The organism is Paraburkholderia sp. RL17-337-BIB-A (genome assembly GCF_046025895.1).
Taxonomy (GTDB): domain Bacteria; phylum Pseudomonadota; class Gammaproteobacteria; order Burkholderiales; family Burkholderiaceae; genus Paraburkholderia; species Paraburkholderia fungorum_C.
Window position 1 is genome coordinate 3,344,899 of sequence record NZ_JARESY010000001.1, and the last position, 16,738, is coordinate 3,361,636.

General features: G+C 62.1%; 17 protein-coding genes and 1 tRNA gene. 10 read left to right on the forward strand and 8 right to left on the reverse strand.

What is annotated here, in order from left to right:
• Positions 1-365: 365 nt before the first annotated feature.
• The 4 genes from parC to P0D84_RS15040 form a co-directional block, all read right to left on the reverse strand.
• Positions 366-2,690 (reverse strand): DNA topoisomerase IV subunit A, encoded by a 2,325-nt coding sequence (gene parC, locus P0D84_RS15025; RefSeq protein WP_408337577.1) that lies wholly within the window; start codon positions 2,688-2,690, stop codon positions 366-368.
• A gap of 66 nt (positions 2,691-2,756) precedes the next feature.
• Positions 2,757-4,742 (reverse strand): DNA topoisomerase IV subunit B, encoded by a 1,986-nt coding sequence (locus tag P0D84_RS15030; RefSeq protein ID WP_408337579.1) that lies wholly within the window; start codon positions 4,740-4,742, stop codon positions 2,757-2,759.
• A 420-nt stretch (positions 4,743-5,162) separates the two neighbouring features.
• The gene (locus P0D84_RS15035; protein WP_408337581.1) at positions 5,163-7,088 is read right to left on the reverse strand and encodes an ATP-binding cassette domain-containing protein; all 1,926 of its coding nucleotides are present in this window, start codon (positions 7,086-7,088) and stop codon (positions 5,163-5,165) included.
• 247 nt (positions 7,089-7,335) lie between these two features.
• A complete protein-coding gene (locus P0D84_RS15040) occupies positions 7,336-7,737 on the reverse strand; it encodes a DUF4399 domain-containing protein (protein ID WP_408337583.1) in 402 nt (133 codons plus the stop codon).
• A gap of 327 nt (positions 7,738-8,064) precedes the next feature.
• Here P0D84_RS15040 and P0D84_RS15045 point away from each other — a divergent pair, with 327 nt between their 5' ends.
• The 5 genes from P0D84_RS15045 to P0D84_RS15065 all read left to right on the forward strand — a co-directional run bounded on the left by P0D84_RS15045 (position 8,065) and on the right by P0D84_RS15065 (position 10,620).
• Complete coding sequence (locus tag P0D84_RS15045) at positions 8,065-8,256, forward strand: rubredoxin (protein WP_408337585.1); 192 nt, start codon at positions 8,065-8,067, stop codon at positions 8,254-8,256.
• Between the two features lie 232 nt (positions 8,257-8,488).
• Positions 8,489-8,563, forward strand: a tRNA-Arg gene (locus tag P0D84_RS15050).
• Positions 8,564-8,717: 154 nt separating this feature from the next.
• A complete protein-coding gene (locus P0D84_RS15055; protein WP_408337587.1) occupies positions 8,718-9,008 on the forward strand; it encodes an Arm DNA-binding domain-containing protein in 291 nt (96 codons plus the stop codon).
• Positions 9,009-9,236: 228 nt separating this feature from the next.
• Positions 9,237-9,998 carry a hypothetical protein gene (locus tag P0D84_RS15060; protein ID WP_408337589.1) on the forward strand — a complete coding sequence of 254 codons (762 nt, stop codon included), beginning with the start codon at positions 9,237-9,239 and terminating at the stop codon, positions 9,996-9,998.
• Between the two features lie 373 nt (positions 9,999-10,371).
• The gene (locus tag P0D84_RS15065) at positions 10,372-10,620 is read left to right on the forward strand and encodes a hypothetical protein (RefSeq protein ID WP_408337591.1); all 249 of its coding nucleotides are present in this window, start codon (positions 10,372-10,374) and stop codon (positions 10,618-10,620) included.
• 180 nt (positions 10,621-10,800) lie between these two features.
• Here the strand turns inward: P0D84_RS15065 and P0D84_RS15070 are convergent, their stop codons facing one another.
• Positions 10,801-11,064: a hypothetical protein gene (locus P0D84_RS15070; RefSeq protein WP_408337593.1), complete on the reverse strand. Its 264-nt coding sequence runs from the start codon at positions 11,062-11,064 to the stop codon at positions 10,801-10,803.
• Positions 11,065-11,386: 322 nt separating this feature from the next.
• On the opposite strand from P0D84_RS15070, the gene P0D84_RS15075 reads away from it, so the two are divergent.
• Positions 11,387-11,728: a hypothetical protein gene (locus P0D84_RS15075; RefSeq protein WP_408337595.1), complete on the forward strand. Its 342-nt coding sequence runs from the start codon at positions 11,387-11,389 to the stop codon at positions 11,726-11,728.
• Between the two features lie 177 nt (positions 11,729-11,905).
• Here the strand turns inward: P0D84_RS15075 and P0D84_RS15080 are convergent, their stop codons facing one another.
• From P0D84_RS15080 to P0D84_RS15090, 3 genes are all read right to left on the reverse strand, one after another.
• Positions 11,906-12,613: a glutathione binding-like protein gene (locus P0D84_RS15080; protein WP_408337597.1), complete on the reverse strand. Its 708-nt coding sequence runs from the start codon at positions 12,611-12,613 to the stop codon at positions 11,906-11,908.
• Between the two features lie 285 nt (positions 12,614-12,898).
• Positions 12,899-13,120, reverse strand: coding sequence for a hypothetical protein (locus P0D84_RS15085; protein ID WP_408337599.1), 222 nt, complete (start codon positions 13,118-13,120; stop codon positions 12,899-12,901).
• A gap of 149 nt (positions 13,121-13,269) precedes the next feature.
• The gene (locus tag P0D84_RS15090; protein WP_408337601.1) at positions 13,270-13,461 is read right to left on the reverse strand and encodes a CsbD family protein; all 192 of its coding nucleotides are present in this window, start codon (positions 13,459-13,461) and stop codon (positions 13,270-13,272) included.
• A 176-nt stretch (positions 13,462-13,637) separates the two neighbouring features.
• Between P0D84_RS15090 and P0D84_RS15095 the strand changes: the two genes are divergently transcribed.
• The 4 genes from P0D84_RS15095 (at position 13,638) to P0D84_RS15110 (ending at position 16,621) form a co-directional block, all read left to right on the forward strand.
• Positions 13,638-13,961 carry a hypothetical protein gene (locus P0D84_RS15095; protein WP_408337603.1) on the forward strand — a complete coding sequence of 108 codons (324 nt, stop codon included), beginning with the start codon at positions 13,638-13,640 and terminating at the stop codon, positions 13,959-13,961.
• 294 nt (positions 13,962-14,255) lie between these two features.
• The gene (gene dcm / locus P0D84_RS15100; protein WP_408337605.1) at positions 14,256-15,539 is read left to right on the forward strand and encodes a DNA (cytosine-5-)-methyltransferase; all 1,284 of its coding nucleotides are present in this window, start codon (positions 14,256-14,258) and stop codon (positions 15,537-15,539) included.
• A gap of 30 nt (positions 15,540-15,569) precedes the next feature.
• Positions 15,570-16,016 carry a very short patch repair endonuclease gene (locus P0D84_RS15105; RefSeq protein WP_408337607.1) on the forward strand — a complete coding sequence of 149 codons (447 nt, stop codon included), beginning with the start codon at positions 15,570-15,572 and terminating at the stop codon, positions 16,014-16,016.
• 101 nt (positions 16,017-16,117) lie between these two features.
• Entirely contained in the window at positions 16,118-16,621 is a 504-nt protein-coding gene (locus P0D84_RS15110; RefSeq protein ID WP_179736910.1) for a YbhB/YbcL family Raf kinase inhibitor-like protein, read from the forward strand.
• Positions 16,622-16,738 lie beyond the last annotated feature (117 nt).

Sequence of the window (16,738 nt, forward strand, 5' to 3'; positions counted from 1 at the left end):
TAACGATGCCACGCCGCTTATGACGAGTGATATTAGCAGCGGCTATTGAGCGCATTCGACCGCGCGCCATGCATGCAGTTCCGTGCGCTCGTGGCGTCTTGACACTCTTTGTAGTTGTTATTGCAGCGCGCCCGATGCGAAGACGGTGCTGCACCCCGGTTTTTATAACGCACGGCGCGTGCTTCATCTGCGAATGATGCACACGCCGTGTTGCTACGCTTTCCTGCTTCAGGCAGCTTCCGTGTTGCTGCGCTTTCCTGCTTCAGGCAGCTTCCGTGTTGCTGCGCTGTCCCGCTCAGGCAACTTTTGTGTCGCTAAACTTCCCTGCTGCAGGCAGCTTTCAACAGCTTCGTTATGCAACGCCGTTAAGCCGCCAGCACCGGACGCATACTGTCGAGCTTCATCTTGCTCTCCGGCGCACGGCCCTTACGCGCCCGCTTGCCAACGTGCGGCGTGAGTGTGGCGCCGCTCAGCTTCTCCTCGTCCACCCGGCCACCGCGGCGCGTGCCGATCAACACCACGCCTGCTTTGTTGATGGACAGCGCCTGCACCAGCGTTTCGTTGTCGTCGAGCGCCATCAGCGTGACGCCGCGTCCGCCGCCCGAGAGCGTTTTCATCTCGTCGAGGCCGAACACCAGCAGGCGTCCACCTGAAGACAGACACGCGATGTGCGTCGCATCCGGCAACATCGGCATCGGCGCGAGCGGCGCGGCGCCCGCGTCGATCGTCATGAACGACTTGCCGGCCTTGACGCGGCTGATCAGGTCGCCGACCTTGGCGACAAAGCCAAAGCCGTTGCTCGATGCGAGCAGCAATGCCTGATCCGCGGAAGCCGCGTAGTAATGCATCAGATGGCTGCCCGACTCGAGTTCGATCAGCGACGTAACCGGCACGCCATCGCCCCGCCCGCCCGGCAGGATCGCGACCGCCACCGAATAAACGCGGCCATTGCTGCCCCACGCAACCAGCGTATCCGGCGTGCGGCACTGGAATGCGGCATAGAGGCCGTCGCCGGCCTTGAACGTGAAGCCGGCCACATCCAGGCCGTGGCCCTTCAGCGCGCGCACCCAGCCCTTCTGCGACACCACCACCGTCACCGGTTCGTCGACCACACGCGCTTCGAACGTGGCGCGCTTTTCCTGCTGGATCAGCGTGCGGCGCTCGTCGCCGTATTGCTTCGCATCGCCTTCGATTTCCTTGATGAGCAGACGCTTCATGGCGGATTCGTTGCCGAGCAGTTCTTCGAGCTTGGCCTTCTCGTCGCGCAACTCGGACAGTTCCTTCTCGATCTTGATCTTCTCGAGCCGCGCCAACTGACGCAAGCGGATTTCGAGAATGTCTTCGGCCTGGCGATCGGACAGACTGAACGCGGCCATCAACGCGACCTTCGGTTCGTCCGATTCGCGGATGATGCGGATGACTTCGTCGATATTCAAAAAGACGATCATCCGGCCTTCGAGGATATGAATCCGGTCGTCGACCTTCGTCAAACGATGACGCGTGCGGCGCGTAACCGTTGCGAAGCGGAACGCGATCCACTCGTGGATGATTTCGCTCAAGCCCTTCTGGCGCGGCCGGCCATCGCCGCCCACCATCACCATATTGAGCGACGCGTTCGACTCGAGGCTCGTATGCGCGAGCAACGTGTTGACGAAATCAGTTTGGTCGATGCGGCTCGACTTCGGCTCGAACACGAGCCGCACCGGCGAGTCCCGGCCCGATTCGTCGCGCACTGCATCGAGCAGCGCGAGCATGGTCTGCTTGGTCTGCAACTGTTCGGGCGTGAGCGCCTTCTTGCCGAGCTTGATCTTCGGGTTGGTCTGCTCTTCGATTTCTTCGAGCACCTTCTGCGCGGCCGTGTTCGGCGGCAGTTCGGTGATCACGAGTTGCCACTGGCCGCGCGCGAGCTCTTCGATCTTCCAGCGAGCCCGCACTTTCAGGCTGCCGCGGCCGCTTTCGTAGGCCGCCGAAATCTCGGCGTCGCTCGAAATGATCTGGCCGCCGCCCGGGAAGTCCGGCCCGGCGATGTGCTGCATCAACTCGGCGTGCTCGATCTTTGGATTGCGGATCATCGCGACTGCTGCTGCCGCCACTTCGCGCAGATTGTGCGACGGGATTTCCGTGGCCAACCCCACCGCGATGCCCGATGCGCCGTTCAATAACACGAACGGCAAGCGCGCGGGCAACACCTTCGGCTCTTCGAACTCGCCGTCGTAGTTCTTCATGAAGTCGACCGTGCCCTGATCGATTTCATCGAGCAGCAGCTTCGCGATCGGCGTGAGGCGCGCTTCGGTGTAGCGCATCGCCGCCGCGCCGTCGCCGTCGCGCGAACCGAAGTTGCCCTGGCCGTCGATCAGCGGATAGCGCATCGAAAAGTCTTGCGCGAGACGCACCAACGCGTCGTACGCGGACTGGTCGCCATGCGGGTGATACTTACCCAGCACGTCGCCCACCACGCGTGCCGACTTGACGGGCTTGGCGTTGTCGCCGAGGCCCATGTCGTTCATCGCGTACAGGATGCGGCGCTGCACCGGCTTCTGGCCGTCGCAGACGTCCGGCAGCGCGCGGCCCTTGACCACGCTTACCGCGTAGTCGAGGTACTGGCGTTCCGCATAGTTGCCGAGCGTCAGGAAGTCGCCTTCCGGGGGCGGCGGCTCGGTGAAAAGGTCGAGAGTGTTATCGTCGTCCATCTAGATTCCGTATCCGTGTTTGGCGTGAAGTTTTCGTGCGAAGGTGGCGCGCTATCTCACGCGCGCTCAGATATCCGCTTCAACCTCGTTGCCCTTTTCTTCCAGCCAGCTGCGGCGCGACGCCGCTTCACCCTTGCCCATCAGCATGGTCATGCGCGCCACCGTGGCGTCGTAGTCGAGTTCACCGAGCGCCACCGGCGTCAGACGCCGCGTGTCGGGGTTCATCGTGGTGTCCCACAACTGCTCCGCGCTCATTTCCCCCAAGCCTTTGAAGCGGCTGATAGACCACTGCGTGTCGCGCACGCCGTCCTTGCGCAGCTTGTCGAGGATCGCTTCGAGTTCGCCTTCGTCGAGCGCGTAGAGCTTCTGCGCCGGCTTCTTGCCGCGCGCGGGCGCATCGACCCGGAACAGCGGCGGACGCGCCACGCACACATGTCCGCGTTCGATCAGTTGCGGGAAATGCTTGAAGAACAGCGTGAGCAGCAGCACCTGGATGTGCGAACCGTCGACGTCAGCATCCGACAAGATGCAGATCTTGCCGTAACGCAGATTCGACAGATCGACCTTGTCGTCCGGGCTATGCGGATCGACGCCGATCGCTACCGAAATGTCGTGCACTTCGTTGTTGGCGAACAGGCGGTCGCGCTCGGTTTCCCACGTGTTCAGCACCTTGCCGCGCAGCGGCAGGATCGCCTGGTATTCCTTGTCGCGGCCCATCTTCGCCGAGCCGCCCGCCGAATCGCCCTCGACGAGGAACAGTTCGTTGCGGCCGATTTCCGTCGATTCGCAATCGGTCAGCTTGCCCGGCAGCACGGCCACGCCGGAGCTCTTGCGCTTCTCGACCTTCTGGCCGGCACGCGTACGCGCCTGCGCCTGTTTGATAACGAGGTCGGCGAGTTTCTTGCCGTGCTCGACGTGCTGGTTCAGCCACAGCTCCAAAGCCGGCCGCGAGAACGACGACACCAGCTTCACCGCATCACGGCTATTCAGGCGCTCCTTGATCTGCCCTTGGAATTGCGGATCGAGCACCTTCGCCGACAGCACGAACGACACGCGCGCGAACACGTCTTCCGCCAGCAGCTTCACGCCCTTCGGCTGCAGGTTATGCAACTCGACAAAGTTCTTGACCGCCTGGAACAGACCGTCACGCAAACCGGATTCGTGCGTGCCGCCCGCGGGCGTCGGAATCAGGTTGACATACGACTCGCGCATGAGCGGCCCTTCCTCGCTCCACGCGACGACCCACGCGGCGCCCTCACCCTCGGCAAACGTCTCTTCACTGGCGCGCGAGTTTTCGACATAGCGCTCGCCTTCGAAAAGCGGAATCAGCAGATCGCTGCCGTTCATGCCTTCGAGCAGATAGCCGCGCAAACCGTCTTCGTATTTCCAGGTTTGCTGCTCGCCGGTTTTCTCGTTGACCAGCGTGACTTCGACGCCCGGCAACAGCACCGCTTTCGAGCGCAGCAGACGCTGCAGTTCGCCGAACGGCAGGTTCGGCGAATCGAAATATTTCGGATTGGCCCACGCAGTGACGCGCGTGCCGGACTTCTTGTCGGCTTTGGTTGCGGGGCGAACTTCAAGCTGTTTCGCGACGTCGCCATTGGCAAAACTCAGCTCGGCGACCTTGCCGTCGCGCCACACGGTGACGTCGAGGCGCGTGGACAGCGCGTTGGTGACCGACACGCCGACGCCGTGCAGGCCGCCCGAGAACGTGTACGCGCCGCCGGCAGCTTTATCGAACTTGCCGCCCGCATGCAGGCGCGTGAAAACGATCTCGACGACCGGCACGCCTTCTTCCGGATGCAAGCCGAACGGAATGCCGCGGCCGTCGTCTTCGACCGAGACCGAATGGTCCGCGTGCAGCGTGACCGTGATTTGCCGGCCATGGCCGCCGAGGGCCTCGTCCGACGCGTTGTCGATAACTTCCTGAATGATGTGCAGCGGATTTTCGGTGCGGGTGTACATCCCGGGCCGTTGCTTGACCGGCTCCAGACCCTTCAACACCTTGATCGACGCTTCGCTATACGCGGCGTTTGGCTTTTTCGTAGACATGGTTGACTCGGGTGCGTCGGTTCGTCGTTGTCCACAGGTCCTGTGGACAGGTCCGTGGACAATGCGTTGAGTTTTCAAAAAAAGCGAAACGAAACAACAGGGTTAGGTGGGGTGCCCGCAGTGCGGGCAAGGTGTTTTGTCGCCCGGCTTCCCGTAGGCGCGCTCGACGGCGGCTCGATGCCGGTTCTACAGCCCGGTAACGGCCCGCCGGTGCGAACGCCGAAGGAAGCCTGTCCGCGGGGTATTTTACTGATTTCGATACGGGCGGCAATTCACGGCATGCGGGATTGGCCGTTTGGATAAGGGGCAGCGCTCGCGTGTGGCCTGTCATGAGACCGCGATGAGACCTCGTTGACGCAGCCCCGGCCCCAGGCGTCAGCATGACGTCGGCGCAAACCCGGATCGCGCCGCCCCCGTGCCTCACTTGCGCTTGTTTTCCAGCTCGTCCCAGCGTTCCAGCGCGATCAGCAATTCCTCTTCGATCGCGGCGTAACGCTCGGTCAGACGCGTGCCTTCCTGAGCGTCTTTCGCGAAGACCGAACCGTCTTCGAGTTGAGCGCCGATGGTTTTCTGCTCGGCTTCGAGCGCGGCAATTTTCGCCGGCAACGCCTCCAGCTCGCGCTGATCCTTGAAGGACAGCTTGACGGCGCGCTGCGTATTGCGCGCCGTGCCGGTATCCTTCGATGCCACCACTTCCTTGGCCGCTTCTTTCTGTGCGTCCTGCGCCATCTGCTGCGAACGGTCGCGTTGAATCTGCCAGTCGGTAAAGCCGCCGACATACTCGCGCCACTTGCCGCCGCCCTCCGAAGCGATCACCGAAGTCGCGACGTTGTCGAGAAACGCGCGATCGTGGCTGACCAGCAGCACGGTGCCGTCATATTCGGTGAGCAGTTCTTCGAGCAATTCGAGCGTTGGTATGTCGAGGTCGTTGGTCGGTTCGTCGAGCACCAGCACGTTGGCCGGCCGGGCGAACAGACGCGCCAGCAACAGGCGGTTCCGCTCGCCGCCCGAGAGCGACTTGACCGGCGAACGCGCGCGTTCCGGCGCGAACAGGAAGTCGCCGAGATAGCTCATCACGTGCTTCTTCTGGCCGTTGACTTCGACCCATTCGCTGCCTGGGCTGATCGTATCCGCGAGACTCTTGTCCAGATCGAGTTGCGCGCGCATCTGGTCGAAGTACGCGACCTGCAGATTGGTGCCGATGCGCACCGTGCCTGCATCCGGCGGCAATTCGCCGAGGATCATCTTCAGCAGCGTGGTCTTGCCCGCCCCGTTCGGACCGACGAAGCCGATCTTGTCGCCACGCATCACCGTAGCCGTGAAGTTGTCGACCACCGTGCGCGAACCATAGCGCTTGGTCACGTCGGTCAGTTCGGCGACGATCTTGCCGGATTTCTCGCCCTGGCCCACGTCGAGCTTGACGTTGCCCTGCACGTTGCGGCGCTCGGCGCGCTCATTGCGCATCTGCACGAGCCGCGCGATCCGGCCGACGCTGCGCGTACGGCGCGCTTCCACGCCCTTGCGAATCCACACTTCTTCCTGCGCCAGCAGCTTGTCGAACTTGGCCGCTTCCACTTGCTCGACTTCAAGCTGCTGCGCCTTCCTGGTCTGATAAGCGCTGAAATTGCCCGGATACGACAACAAACGCCCGCGATCCAGTTCGACGATGCGGGTAGCGACACGGTCGAGAAACGCGCGGTCGTGGGTGATGAAGAGCAGACCCGCGCGCAGCGAGACCAGCAGGTCTTCAAGCCAGCGAATACCGTCGAAGTCCAGGTGGTTGGTCGGCTCATCGAGCAGCAGCACATCCGGCTGCACGACCAGCGCGCGCGCCAGCGCCACGCGCTTTTGCATGCCGCCCGACAGCGAACCGACCCGCGCCTCGCCATTCAGACCGATCTGCTGCAGCGTGGTGGCCACGCGCGTGCTCCAGTTCCAGGCGTCCGAATGGTCCAGCGCCGATTGCAGCGTGTTCATGCGCGACATCAGTTCGTCGTGTGCAGGGCCTTCCGGCTCGTCGGCTAGCTGATTGGCGACCACGTCGTATTCATCCAGCAGCGCGCGGGCGTGGGTGAGGCCGGCGGCGACCGCGTCGAATACCGTGTCGTCCGTATCGAACTCCGGCTCCTGCGGCACGTAGACGCTCGTCAAACCCTGCTGGCGCGTGACGAGGCCGTCGTCAGGCTTGCTCAGATCGGCGACGATCTTCAGCAGCGACGACTTGCCCGCGCCGTTACGGCCGATCAGCCCAACGCGCTCGCCCGCTTCGAGAGAAAAATCCGCGTGATCGAGCAACGCGACGTGACCGAACGCCAGTTGGGCCCCGGTAATGGTGTAAAGCGACATGGAGAATTGGAGAAGGCAGCGATGAGTCGGAACTGCTCATTGTACCGGGCGCGCGGGCGGGTGCCTGTATGCCGGTAGAGATAGGCTGAATGGCCGGCTTGAAAAATGGCGACGAACCGCATGCAAGTCTGACGTAGACAGGATCCGACTGCGCGTAAGCCATGCTCAGGCCGTGCTCGAGCCAGATACAAACGGAGGACGCGGCCGGACGGTGCTTGCACACGCCCGGCCCGCTCAGGCGTGCAGGTTACTTCACGTGCACCGTGATGGTCTTGCTCATTTCCGGCCCGTACGAACGATGCGCGCCGTCGCCGAATTGCAGCGTCAGTGTGTGGTCGCCCGGCGGCAGCGTCAGATCGGTTTCGGTCTGGCCCTTGCCGAAGTGGAGCGATTTGTCGGTGGCGGGAATCACTTCACCCTTGGGAAGCGGCTTGCCGTCGATCAGCAGGTGATGATGGCCCGTGCCTTCCGTCATCGTGCCGGCCGGCGCGATTTTCATGCCGTCGACGCCGAACACCACATGCACCGGGTTGCTGACGGTCGCACCGTCCGCCGGCTGCACGAAAGACACGCCGGCGGCCTGCGCCGCGCCGGATACGGCGAGCAATCCGGCCAGTACCGTGCCGGCCAACCATTTGTTTCTTAACATCGTTTTTCTCCTTGTTGGGAAACGAGAGTCGTGCGCGCGCCGTGCAGGCGCGCAGGGCGGCGCCAGTTGTCCGAGGCCGATCGTCGCAATACATGCCAGGCGCCCGGCGCGCCTGTCTAAAAGATTAGCTGCGAATCAGAGCATACACGCTGTGTATGACAGGGGCCGTCAGGCGGGCCCGGGCACGTCTCGGGCGCTTTGCGGCAGATGCCGCATCGGCAATTGGCGGTCCATTTGACAAATTCCGGTAATATTGCGGGTCGCCGCCGTGCCCAAAAAAGGGGCAGACTGAGCGGATCATTGCATTGAACCAAAGAAGAGTACGTCGTGAGCGAAGTAATCGAAGTGACTGAATATAAGAGCTGGGTCTGCCTGATTTGCGGCTGGATCTACAACGAAGAAGAAGGCATTCCCGAAGAAGGCATCGCCCCGGGCACGCGCTTCGCCGCAATTCCGGACGACTGGCGCTGCCCGCTGTGCGATGTCAGCAAGGCGGAGTTCGCGGTGGTGGAATTCTGAGTGAGCTCGATTGAACCGGGGCGCGCTTCTTGATGTAGTGCGCCGGGCGGTTCGTGCGGCCCAGCGGGTGATGCCCGCTGGGCCGTTTGCTTGGTGGGACGGGCTTTGCCGCCCTCCTCGCGGCTGGGCGTGTTTGATATACTCTGCGCTCGCTGGCGAATTTGGACTCGCCCGGTCTCTGCCTGAGGTTGTTGGTTGGCGGGATTGCAGCGATTATTTTGGTTCGGTCCCTCTCCCTGTAGTTCAATGGATAGAACAAGTGCCTCCTAAGCGCTAGATACAGGTTCGATTCCTGTCAGGGGGACCAACTCGCTTCCCAGCATCACCCGAGATTGCCCATAAAAGCCCCGTAGGCCTTTGAACTGCGGGGCTTTTTGCTGCCCATCATTGCCCACGCTCGCGCAATACAAGCCAGATTCTTGGGGGGCATCGGTGGGGGCATCCTTTCGATGCCCCCACCGATGCCCCCCAAGGTGCCTAAGCACATCAATCCGCTAAGCGACATGCAGGTCTGCAAGGCGAAGCCAGCGGACAAATCGTACCGGCTCGTCGACGGTAAAGGCCTCTATCTGGAGGTCATGCCGAACGGGTCCCGCTACTGGCGCATGAAATATCGCTTCGTAGACAAGGAAAAACGGGCGGCATTCGACGTGTACCCAGAGGTGTCGCTTGCCGAAGCGCGTGAGCGGTGCGTCGCAGCACGGAAACTGCTGGCCAGTAGCATCGACCCGTCGGGGCAAAAAAGGAGGTGAAGCGCGCGAGCACTTGGCTGGACGGAGGTCTACGCCGGCAAGGTGATCAATTCGCTCGAAGTCGATGGTTCCCGAAGATCGGCGCCAAGCCGATCGCTGAAATCGAAGCGCCGCGATGGAATCGACGGCGCTGGCGTGCTCGATAGCCGCACATCAAGTGTCCCGGCACCGGAATAAACTACCGTCGCAGCGCGGATCCAGCCTCCCTCTCCCCCGAAAGGCGGTGCCATGGCCCAACGACACGAAGCGTCCTTCTTCGATCGACTCATCTCGCCGATGCTTAAGCAACTCCGGCATATAGCCGGCCTGACGCGTGGAGAACAGTCGGTCGACGACCTGAAAAGCCACGCCTGGATCATCGCCGAGGAGATCAAAGCGGAACGTGGCACCGATATCGAGCCTGACGACGACGAAATTCAGGCAACGATCGTTGCCCGGTTGCACAAGCTGTTCGGCCGCTTCGTGAACCGCGCAATGCGCTTCGCGGTCCGCCTGGATCAGGACGAGCGCGACGACGACGGGGACTTTCGGGCAAACGCTGTCTCCGCTCGCCTATCGGCCCCGCAAACCTGCGAACCCGAAATCGCGCTGCAACTGGCGCAAGAGGCCACCGGGATGGCAGACGTCATCCGCGCCCAGTTCTCCGAGGCGGTTGCCTACTACCACATGTTCGACCAGTTCGACGGTGACACCTCGGCACTGGCGAGCTATTTAGCGATCACAGCGAGAACGCTGCGAGCCCGACTCCGGCGCGTCGATGTGTCGGCGCGTAGTCAGCCTTCCGTCTTCGATAGTGTTGCGTGTATGCCGCCCGATTTCGTGAGCCGCCGAGGTACGTGGCACCGACAACCGGCGTTCCACCGGTTCCAGCGCGTCTGCGGTTCTGCGCGGCCAGCGCAACTGCACCTGTTCCTTAAGTTCGGGAAGGTGTTCGGGCCGACGACAAGACGCTACGTCGGGCGCGCTCAAGCCGCGCAGTTCAAAGGATAGGCTGCCCTGCGACGATCCTGCAGGCCGCCGAAATGCTTTACTTAAGCCGCTCGACTGTGCGCAACCTGATGAAGCCGGGAAGCTTTCGTTCAACAGATGCGGTCTGATCCCGATGGAGCGGATCGACCGTATCATTGCTTGCGCCTGCTGACGGCAGTATGGGACGGCACAATCCAGAACACGATCGGGACCACACAATGAAAACGAAAATAGCTTTCGCGAGCCTGACCATGCTCGCCGCCTGCAGACCGTATCCGATGTCACGCCGCCCGGGGATGGGCACTACACGGTGACAACTCAGGTCCGCGGAGGCATGACACCCGTTCTCATGTACGTCCGGGTAACATATTCGCATACCGCCCAGGGAGGCGACATGCAGAATGCCCCGCTTTTCCACGTCTTGCTGGATCATCTCGAGGCGATCGGCGCGCCGCAGATGGAGGTCCAACGGTTCGTAGACCGCTGGCACCACCTACGACCGCACGAGGCGTTTCCCTGCCCCGTCTGTTTCCTCGCGGGCGAAGAACAGCCACTTGCCGCGTTACCGGCTCAGGGCAGCGTCGAACCGGTAGTATGTCCTACCTGCGGCAATCAGTTCAATGTCCCGATCGACGAATCATGAAGGCGCGGACTTTTGACGACGCCCGTGCCGAGCTGCTCTGTTTCCGCGTAGTGGCACAACTCATCGGCGACCGGCCGCTGCCACCGAACCGATCACGGAGCGTAAGCCGCGTGGATGTGGGCAAACCCAACACGGACCGCCGAGCTCGCCGCCACTTCTGAAGGGGGCATCGATAGCACCTCATCGGTTGTCTTTATCCGCGCACGCAAGCATGTCCTGGAAAAGTTCAGGATCCGTATAGAGGTCGTAGACGTTGGAAATCCCCCGCGACGGATTCATCAATGGCTCGGGATCGATACGAAATTGTCTGTGATGGTTGATGCACGGTTCCATTCCGGCGTGCTTCATGTGCACCTCCCCGCTCTTATTCGCCACAAACACGTCGGTGATCCGCCAGGTCTGCACCGGACGCACAGCACCTACTGCTCGATGTACATGCGCCATTCCGGGAACTGCTCGAAGAAGCTTTGGCTCACGTAGCCCAGATACAGCACCGGCGAGCTGCTGTTCGTCGTCATTCCCGGGCTTCAACGGAAGCCCGCGCGGATATGACACATTCAGCGTCTGACGAGATAACGTGCGAATGGAATAGCATATCGGATCGCAACAAGATACTTGCCGACAAGTCGCAAGAATCTTCACTTGCTCCCTCCGCGCGCCCTTAATCTGCGGGGACAATTCTCCCTGAACTTCGTCAAGCATCCCTAATCTTATGTTTTAACGGGGGTGCCCATACTGAGGGGTTCAATATGATAAGGAGTACAACATGCTAAGGCTTATGACAGTTATTAGTCTGGCGGCCGCGCTGTCAGGCTGCGTCGCCTATCCTGCGGGCTACGGATACGCCGACCCCGGATACACTTATGGGCTCGACTATGCGCCGGCGTCCGGCTACGGCAGCATTGATGGCTGGGGCAGCGGGGGCTATGGCGGCGGCAACGGCGGCTATGGCAACGGTGGCTATGGCAACGGTGGCTATGGCGGCGGTGGCTATGGCGGCGGGTATGGCGGCGGCAACGGTAGCGATGGCAGCGGCGGCTATGGCAGCGGCGCCAGCAGCGGTGGCTATGGCGGCGACAGCGGTGGCTATGGCGGGTACGGGCATTGAGTCGCGGTTTGAATCCACGGCGTGCCGGCGCGTCGAACGTGAATGGCCATCACAGGCTGGCAATTGCCGCTCACCACTTCCCACCGCCATCGGCACCCACGCGACGCGAGCGCCGATAAACGGCCAAACGCGGCGAGCGCACGGAAGGCCTGGATCGACTAATACTGCTGGCCCGCCTCACGCAGGCCGCTTCGGAATCTCCAATCCCTTCGCCACCGCCGGACGCGCGACGAACGCAGCGAGCACGCGCTTCACATTCGGAAAGTCGTCAATCCCAACCAGGTCCCCTGCTTCGTAGAAACCAATCAGATTGCGCACCCACGGGAAGGTAGCGATATCGGCAATCGAGTAGGCATCGCCCAGAATCCAGTCACGTCCTTCGAGTTGCCGCTCCAGCACTCCGAGCAGCCGCTTCGCTTCGCCGATGTAGCGGTCGCGCGGACGTTTGTCTTCGTATTCCTTGCCGGCGAATTTGTGGAAGAAACCGACCTGGCCGAACATCGGCCCGATGCCGCCCATCTGGAACATGACCCACTGGATCGCTTCATAGCGGCCAGCGGCATCCTGCGGAATCAATTTGCCGGCCTTGTCTGCCAGATAAATCAGAATCGCGCCGGATTCGAACAGCGGCAGCGGCTTGCCGTCAGGGCCGTTCGGATCGATGATCGCCGGAATCTTGTTGTTCGGATTCAGCGACAAAAACTCCGCAGACATCTGATCGTTCGTATCGAAGCGCACGAGATGCGGCTCATACGGCAGACCGGTCTCTTCGAGCATGATCGACACCTTCACGCCATTGGGCGTCGGCAGCGAATACAGCTGAATCCGGTCCGGATGCTCGGCAGGCCATTTCTTCGTGATCGGGAAGGCGGAGAGATCGGTCATGGTAGTGAGGTAACCCTTGTACGAGAGCAGCAGCTGGAAATTGGAATCGCATCGGGATCAGCGATCGGCCGGAAGACCGAAAAGCAAGACCCGAACGCGCGACCGCCAAATATAAACCGACCCAGCACAACGCGTGCGAGCTCGCCTCAAAACATCCCGTCGCGAACAGGGCCACGCGCAGCTCTTCTCGACCGCATCACTACATCACCGCATCAGCTCATCGCCAGCTCTCCGCATCACCCCATCGCCAGATCCCCGCACCGAGACACCAGGACCCCAAAAGGCTCACCACAAATCCTTCGTCGCCGCGCCGGCGCGCAGGTTATAGCCTTCGCGCCACAAGGCCGCGCCCACCGTCAACAGCAGCGTCTTCTGCTCGCCGTCGAGTTGTTCCCACGTTGCCGCCAGCCAGCTGGCGAAGCTCGCACAGGTGGTTTCGAGGTCGATGGGCGCCTTGCCCTCCAGGTACTGCCGTTCGAACATCGAAAGCACTTTTTCGGGGGTCATGGGCGCCTCCTTGCTGTTGGATGCGCCAAGTCTAATGGCGACGCACGGCGCGCGGCGCGTCCACGGCGCCGAACCCGGGTTACTCCCAGGCTAAGACAGAAAAAAGGCGCCGAAGCGCCTCTTCCCGTCAAGCGACATCGCAAGCCAGATTACGGCTTGTTGCGCTTTGCGTCGTCCTTGGCGTCTTCTTTAGCATCGCCATAGGCCTTTTGTACTTTGCCGGCGCCTTGTTGCAGGTCGCCCTTAAGCTCCTTGCCGGGGTTGTTGGTGGCCTTGCCGACCGCTTCGTTGACCTTGCCCTTGACCTGCTCGCCCACACCCTTCACCTGGTCTTTGTTCATGTTCGGCTCCGCTATCTGGAATGCCGGCGCGACATTACGCCAGTAACCGTGTTCAGCAACGGGTGTGCCCGCGGCCGCCGTCGACCCACTGCGCCCGAAGTACACGGCCGCAGAAATATTTAACAAAAGCCCTAAAGTCCCGCCGCCGCCTGCCGTAAAGGTGCCATGGAGGGGCTATGGAACGCACACTCATTACGCTGACGGGGTCATCCCAGGCGACGCTGATCGATCGGGACATCGCGCATATCGGGCGCGTGATGCGGCCGTCTTTACACGGCGATCTGGGCGGTCCGATTCTGCCGCCCACCTACTGGCGCAAGCGTCTATATCAGTTGCTCGACTCCGGCCACCTGTCTCACGCGCAACTGTGCACGGTCGACAGCCTCCTGCTCCAGATCGACCAGTTCGAAGCCGAACCCGTGTGGGGCGCTGCGCTGGCCCCGGCAGCCGCCGCACTGTCCCAGCCGCCGCACCTCGCGAGCGCCAGCCGTTCTGGCTGAGACGCTGCAGGTCTTGATGGCCGGCCTTCCACGTCGGCCAGTCTCACTGTTTCCCAGCTAAAAAAAGGCCGCGAACCCTGTCGCGGCCGGAACACGTCGCAACGCGGGGAATTCGCGTCACACCGCCAGCCTACACGTCCAACTGTGACACCCGCATTTAGGCCAACTGTGGCATCGCATTTAGGCGAAGCCAGTCCTGGCTTATCGCAAATTTTCTGCCCGTCGACGGCAAAAATAGGAAAAAGGGACGACCTTAGGTCATAATGTCCGCAAAAATTCCCAGCAAGGACCTCCGTGACCCTCGCCGCACCGCTCGATCTGCTCAGACAGGCGCGCGCCCGCTTCACTCAACGCGAAATCGCCGCGCACGTCGGCAAGGACATCAAAACGGTACGCCGCTGGGAAAAAGGCGAAACACCGTGTCCGTCGATGCTCGAACCGGCCTTGCGCGATCTGCTGCAGAGCAGTGCCCGGGCCAAGGCCGGTGCCGCCACGGCCGGCGCCCAGTTCCGCTTCATCGATCTGTTTGCCGGCATCGGCGGCATTCGCATGGGTTTCGAGGCACACGGCGGCGACTGCGTCTTCACGAGCGAGTGGAACGATTTCTCCACCAGGACCTATCGCGAAAACTACCCGGCTGACGGCGAGCACGCGCTGATCGGCGACATCGTCTCGTTTCCCGCCGAAGAAGTGCCGAGCCACGACGTGCTGCTCGGCGGCTTTCCATGCCAGCCGTTTTCGATTGCCGGCGTCAGCAAGAAAAACGCGCTGGGCCGGCCGCACGGTTTCGAGTGCACGACGCAAGGCACGCTGTTTTTCGACGTTGCGCGCATCATCGCGGCGAAACGGCCGGCAGCGTTCCTGCTGGAGAACGTGAAAAATCTGCTCTCGCACGATAAAGGCCGTACCTTCGACGTGATCCTGCAGACCCTGCGCGACGAGCTCGGCTATGAAGTGCACTACCGTGTGGTCGACGGCCAGCATTTCACGCCGCAACATCGCGAGCGCATCATCATCGTCGGCTTTCGCGGCAAGACGTCGTTTTCCTGGGACGATCTGCGTCTGCCGGAAAATGGCCCGCGCCTCGGCTCGATCCTGCATCGCACGGATGGCAGCGAACCTGTGCTCCCCTGGGACCACGATCGCTTCTTCGACCACGCCGCCAAACGCGTGCAACCGAAGTACACGCTCACGCCGAATCTCTGGACCTATCTGCAGAACTACGCAGCGAAGCATCGCGCGGCAGGCAATGGCTTCGGTTTCGGCATGGCCTATCCCGACAGCGTCACGCGCACGCTCTCCGCGCGTTATCACAAGGACGGCTCGGAGATTCTGGTCTATCAGGGCGAACAGTTGCGGCCACGGCGCCTCACGCCGCGCGAATGTGCCCGGCTGATGGGCTTTCCCGATACCTTCAGGATTCCGGTCAGCGACACGCAGGCTTACCGGCAATTCGGCAACAGCGTCGTCATGCCAGTGATGCGGGAAGTGGCGCGTATCATGCTGCCGCACGTGCAAATCCTGCTCGCCAAGGAAACGCAGCATGGTTCGAAGCAAACCCTTTCGCTCTATTCCTGAGCGGCCTGATTCATTACCCAGGCGCTGACGATGGTCGATATCGTCGACAGCGCAACGCGTAGCCGGATGATGTCCGGCATTCGCGGCCGCAACACGAAACCGGAAGTCCTGATCCGCAGCCTGCTGCATGGCCGTGGCTTTCGCTTCCGTCTGGACGCGCGCGATCTGCCGGGCCGCCCGGATATCGTGCTGCCGCGCTACCGCGCGGTGATTCTGGTCCACGGCTGCTTCTGGCACGGTCACGACTGTCATCTTTTCAAATGGCCGCAAACGCGGCCGGAATTCTGGCGCGACAAGATCGGCCGCAATCGCAGCAACGACGACAAGGTTCAGGCGGCCTTGCTCGCGAGCGGCTGGCGCGTCGGGGTGGTGTGGGAATGCGCGTTGCGTGGTGCGAATCGCGATATCGAAGGCGTCTTGCAGCGGCTCGTCGAGTGGTTGAAGAGCGACGCGCCGAGCTTCGAGGAACGCGGTTGAAAGCTGCGTTTAGTTCGTCCGATCCGAGCGAATCTCGAAGCCGCTGGTGATACACTCGACTAGCTAACCATCCCAGAACCGCTCACGAAGGGAGGCACACAATGGCTGATTTCCGTCTCTGGTCCGACGAGTTCCCCACCAACGGCTTTATGCCGAAAGCCCACGAGTATCACGACAAGGCTTTCGGTGTGGACGGCGAGAATATCTCGCCCGCGCTGCAATGGGACGCACCGCCGGCCGACACCCAAAGCTTCGCACTCACCGTCCACGATCCGGACGCGCCCACCGGCAGCGGCTTCTGGCACTGGGTGATCGTCAATATTCCGGCCGATGCCCGCTCGCTGCCGCGCAACGCCGGTAAGGCCGACGGCTCGCTGCTGCCGCAAGGCGCGCTGCAGGTACGCAACGATTACGGCACGGTCGGCTTCGGTGGCGCCGCGCCGCCGCGCGGCGACAAGGCGCATCGCTACATCTTCCGCCTGCATGCGCTGAAGGTGCCGCATCTGCCGATCAATGCGGACACCACCAATGCGGTCGCACGCTTCATGACGCATCTGAATGAACTCGATTCGACCACCCACACGGGTCTGTACGAGCTCAAATAACGCGTAAGACCCGATGCCGGCGCGCTGATGCGGCGTCGGCATCGTCGCCGCGCGCCGTCTTGTCTTTCGAAAGCAATAGGCAGCGCGCGCGGTTCATCGTCGGGTCGATGAGCCGCC

What these genes read in the sequence shown, in the direction of transcription:
- parC (WP_408337577.1), bottom strand. Translation starts at nt 2,690, where the DNA reads ATGGACGACGATAACACTCTCGACCTTTTCACCGAGCCGCCGCCCCCG.
- P0D84_RS15030 (WP_408337579.1), bottom strand. Translation starts at nt 4,742, where the DNA reads ATGTCTACGAAAAAGCCAAACGCCGCGTATAGCGAAGCGTCGATCAAG.
- P0D84_RS15035 (WP_408337581.1), bottom strand. Translation starts at nt 7,088, where the DNA reads ATGTCGCTTTACACCATTACCGGGGCCCAACTGGCGTTCGGTCACGTC.
- P0D84_RS15040 (WP_408337583.1), bottom strand. Translation starts at nt 7,737, where the DNA reads ATGTTAAGAAACAAATGGTTGGCCGGCACGGTACTGGCCGGATTGCTC.
- P0D84_RS15055 (WP_408337587.1), top strand. Translation starts at nt 8,718, where the DNA reads ATGCCCCCCAAGGTGCCTAAGCACATCAATCCGCTAAGCGACATGCAG.
- P0D84_RS15060 (WP_408337589.1), top strand. Translation starts at nt 9,237, where the DNA reads ATGGCCCAACGACACGAAGCGTCCTTCTTCGATCGACTCATCTCGCCG.
- P0D84_RS15065 (WP_408337591.1), top strand. Translation starts at nt 10,372, where the DNA reads ATGCAGAATGCCCCGCTTTTCCACGTCTTGCTGGATCATCTCGAGGCG.
- P0D84_RS15070 (WP_408337593.1), bottom strand. Translation starts at nt 11,064, where the DNA reads ATGGCGCATGTACATCGAGCAGTAGGTGCTGTGCGTCCGGTGCAGACC.
- P0D84_RS15075 (WP_408337595.1), top strand. Translation starts at nt 11,387, where the DNA reads ATGCTAAGGCTTATGACAGTTATTAGTCTGGCGGCCGCGCTGTCAGGC.
- P0D84_RS15080 (WP_408337597.1), bottom strand. Translation starts at nt 12,613, where the DNA reads ATGACCGATCTCTCCGCCTTCCCGATCACGAAGAAATGGCCTGCCGAG.
- P0D84_RS15085 (WP_408337599.1), bottom strand. Translation starts at nt 13,120, where the DNA reads ATGACCCCCGAAAAAGTGCTTTCGATGTTCGAACGGCAGTACCTGGAG.
- P0D84_RS15090 (WP_408337601.1), bottom strand. Translation starts at nt 13,461, where the DNA reads ATGAACAAAGACCAGGTGAAGGGTGTGGGCGAGCAGGTCAAGGGCAAG.
- P0D84_RS15095 (WP_408337603.1), top strand. Translation starts at nt 13,638, where the DNA reads ATGGAACGCACACTCATTACGCTGACGGGGTCATCCCAGGCGACGCTG.
- P0D84_RS15105 (WP_408337607.1), top strand. Translation starts at nt 15,570, where the DNA reads ATGGTCGATATCGTCGACAGCGCAACGCGTAGCCGGATGATGTCCGGC.
- P0D84_RS15110 (WP_179736910.1), top strand. Translation starts at nt 16,118, where the DNA reads ATGGCTGATTTCCGTCTCTGGTCCGACGAGTTCCCCACCAACGGCTTT.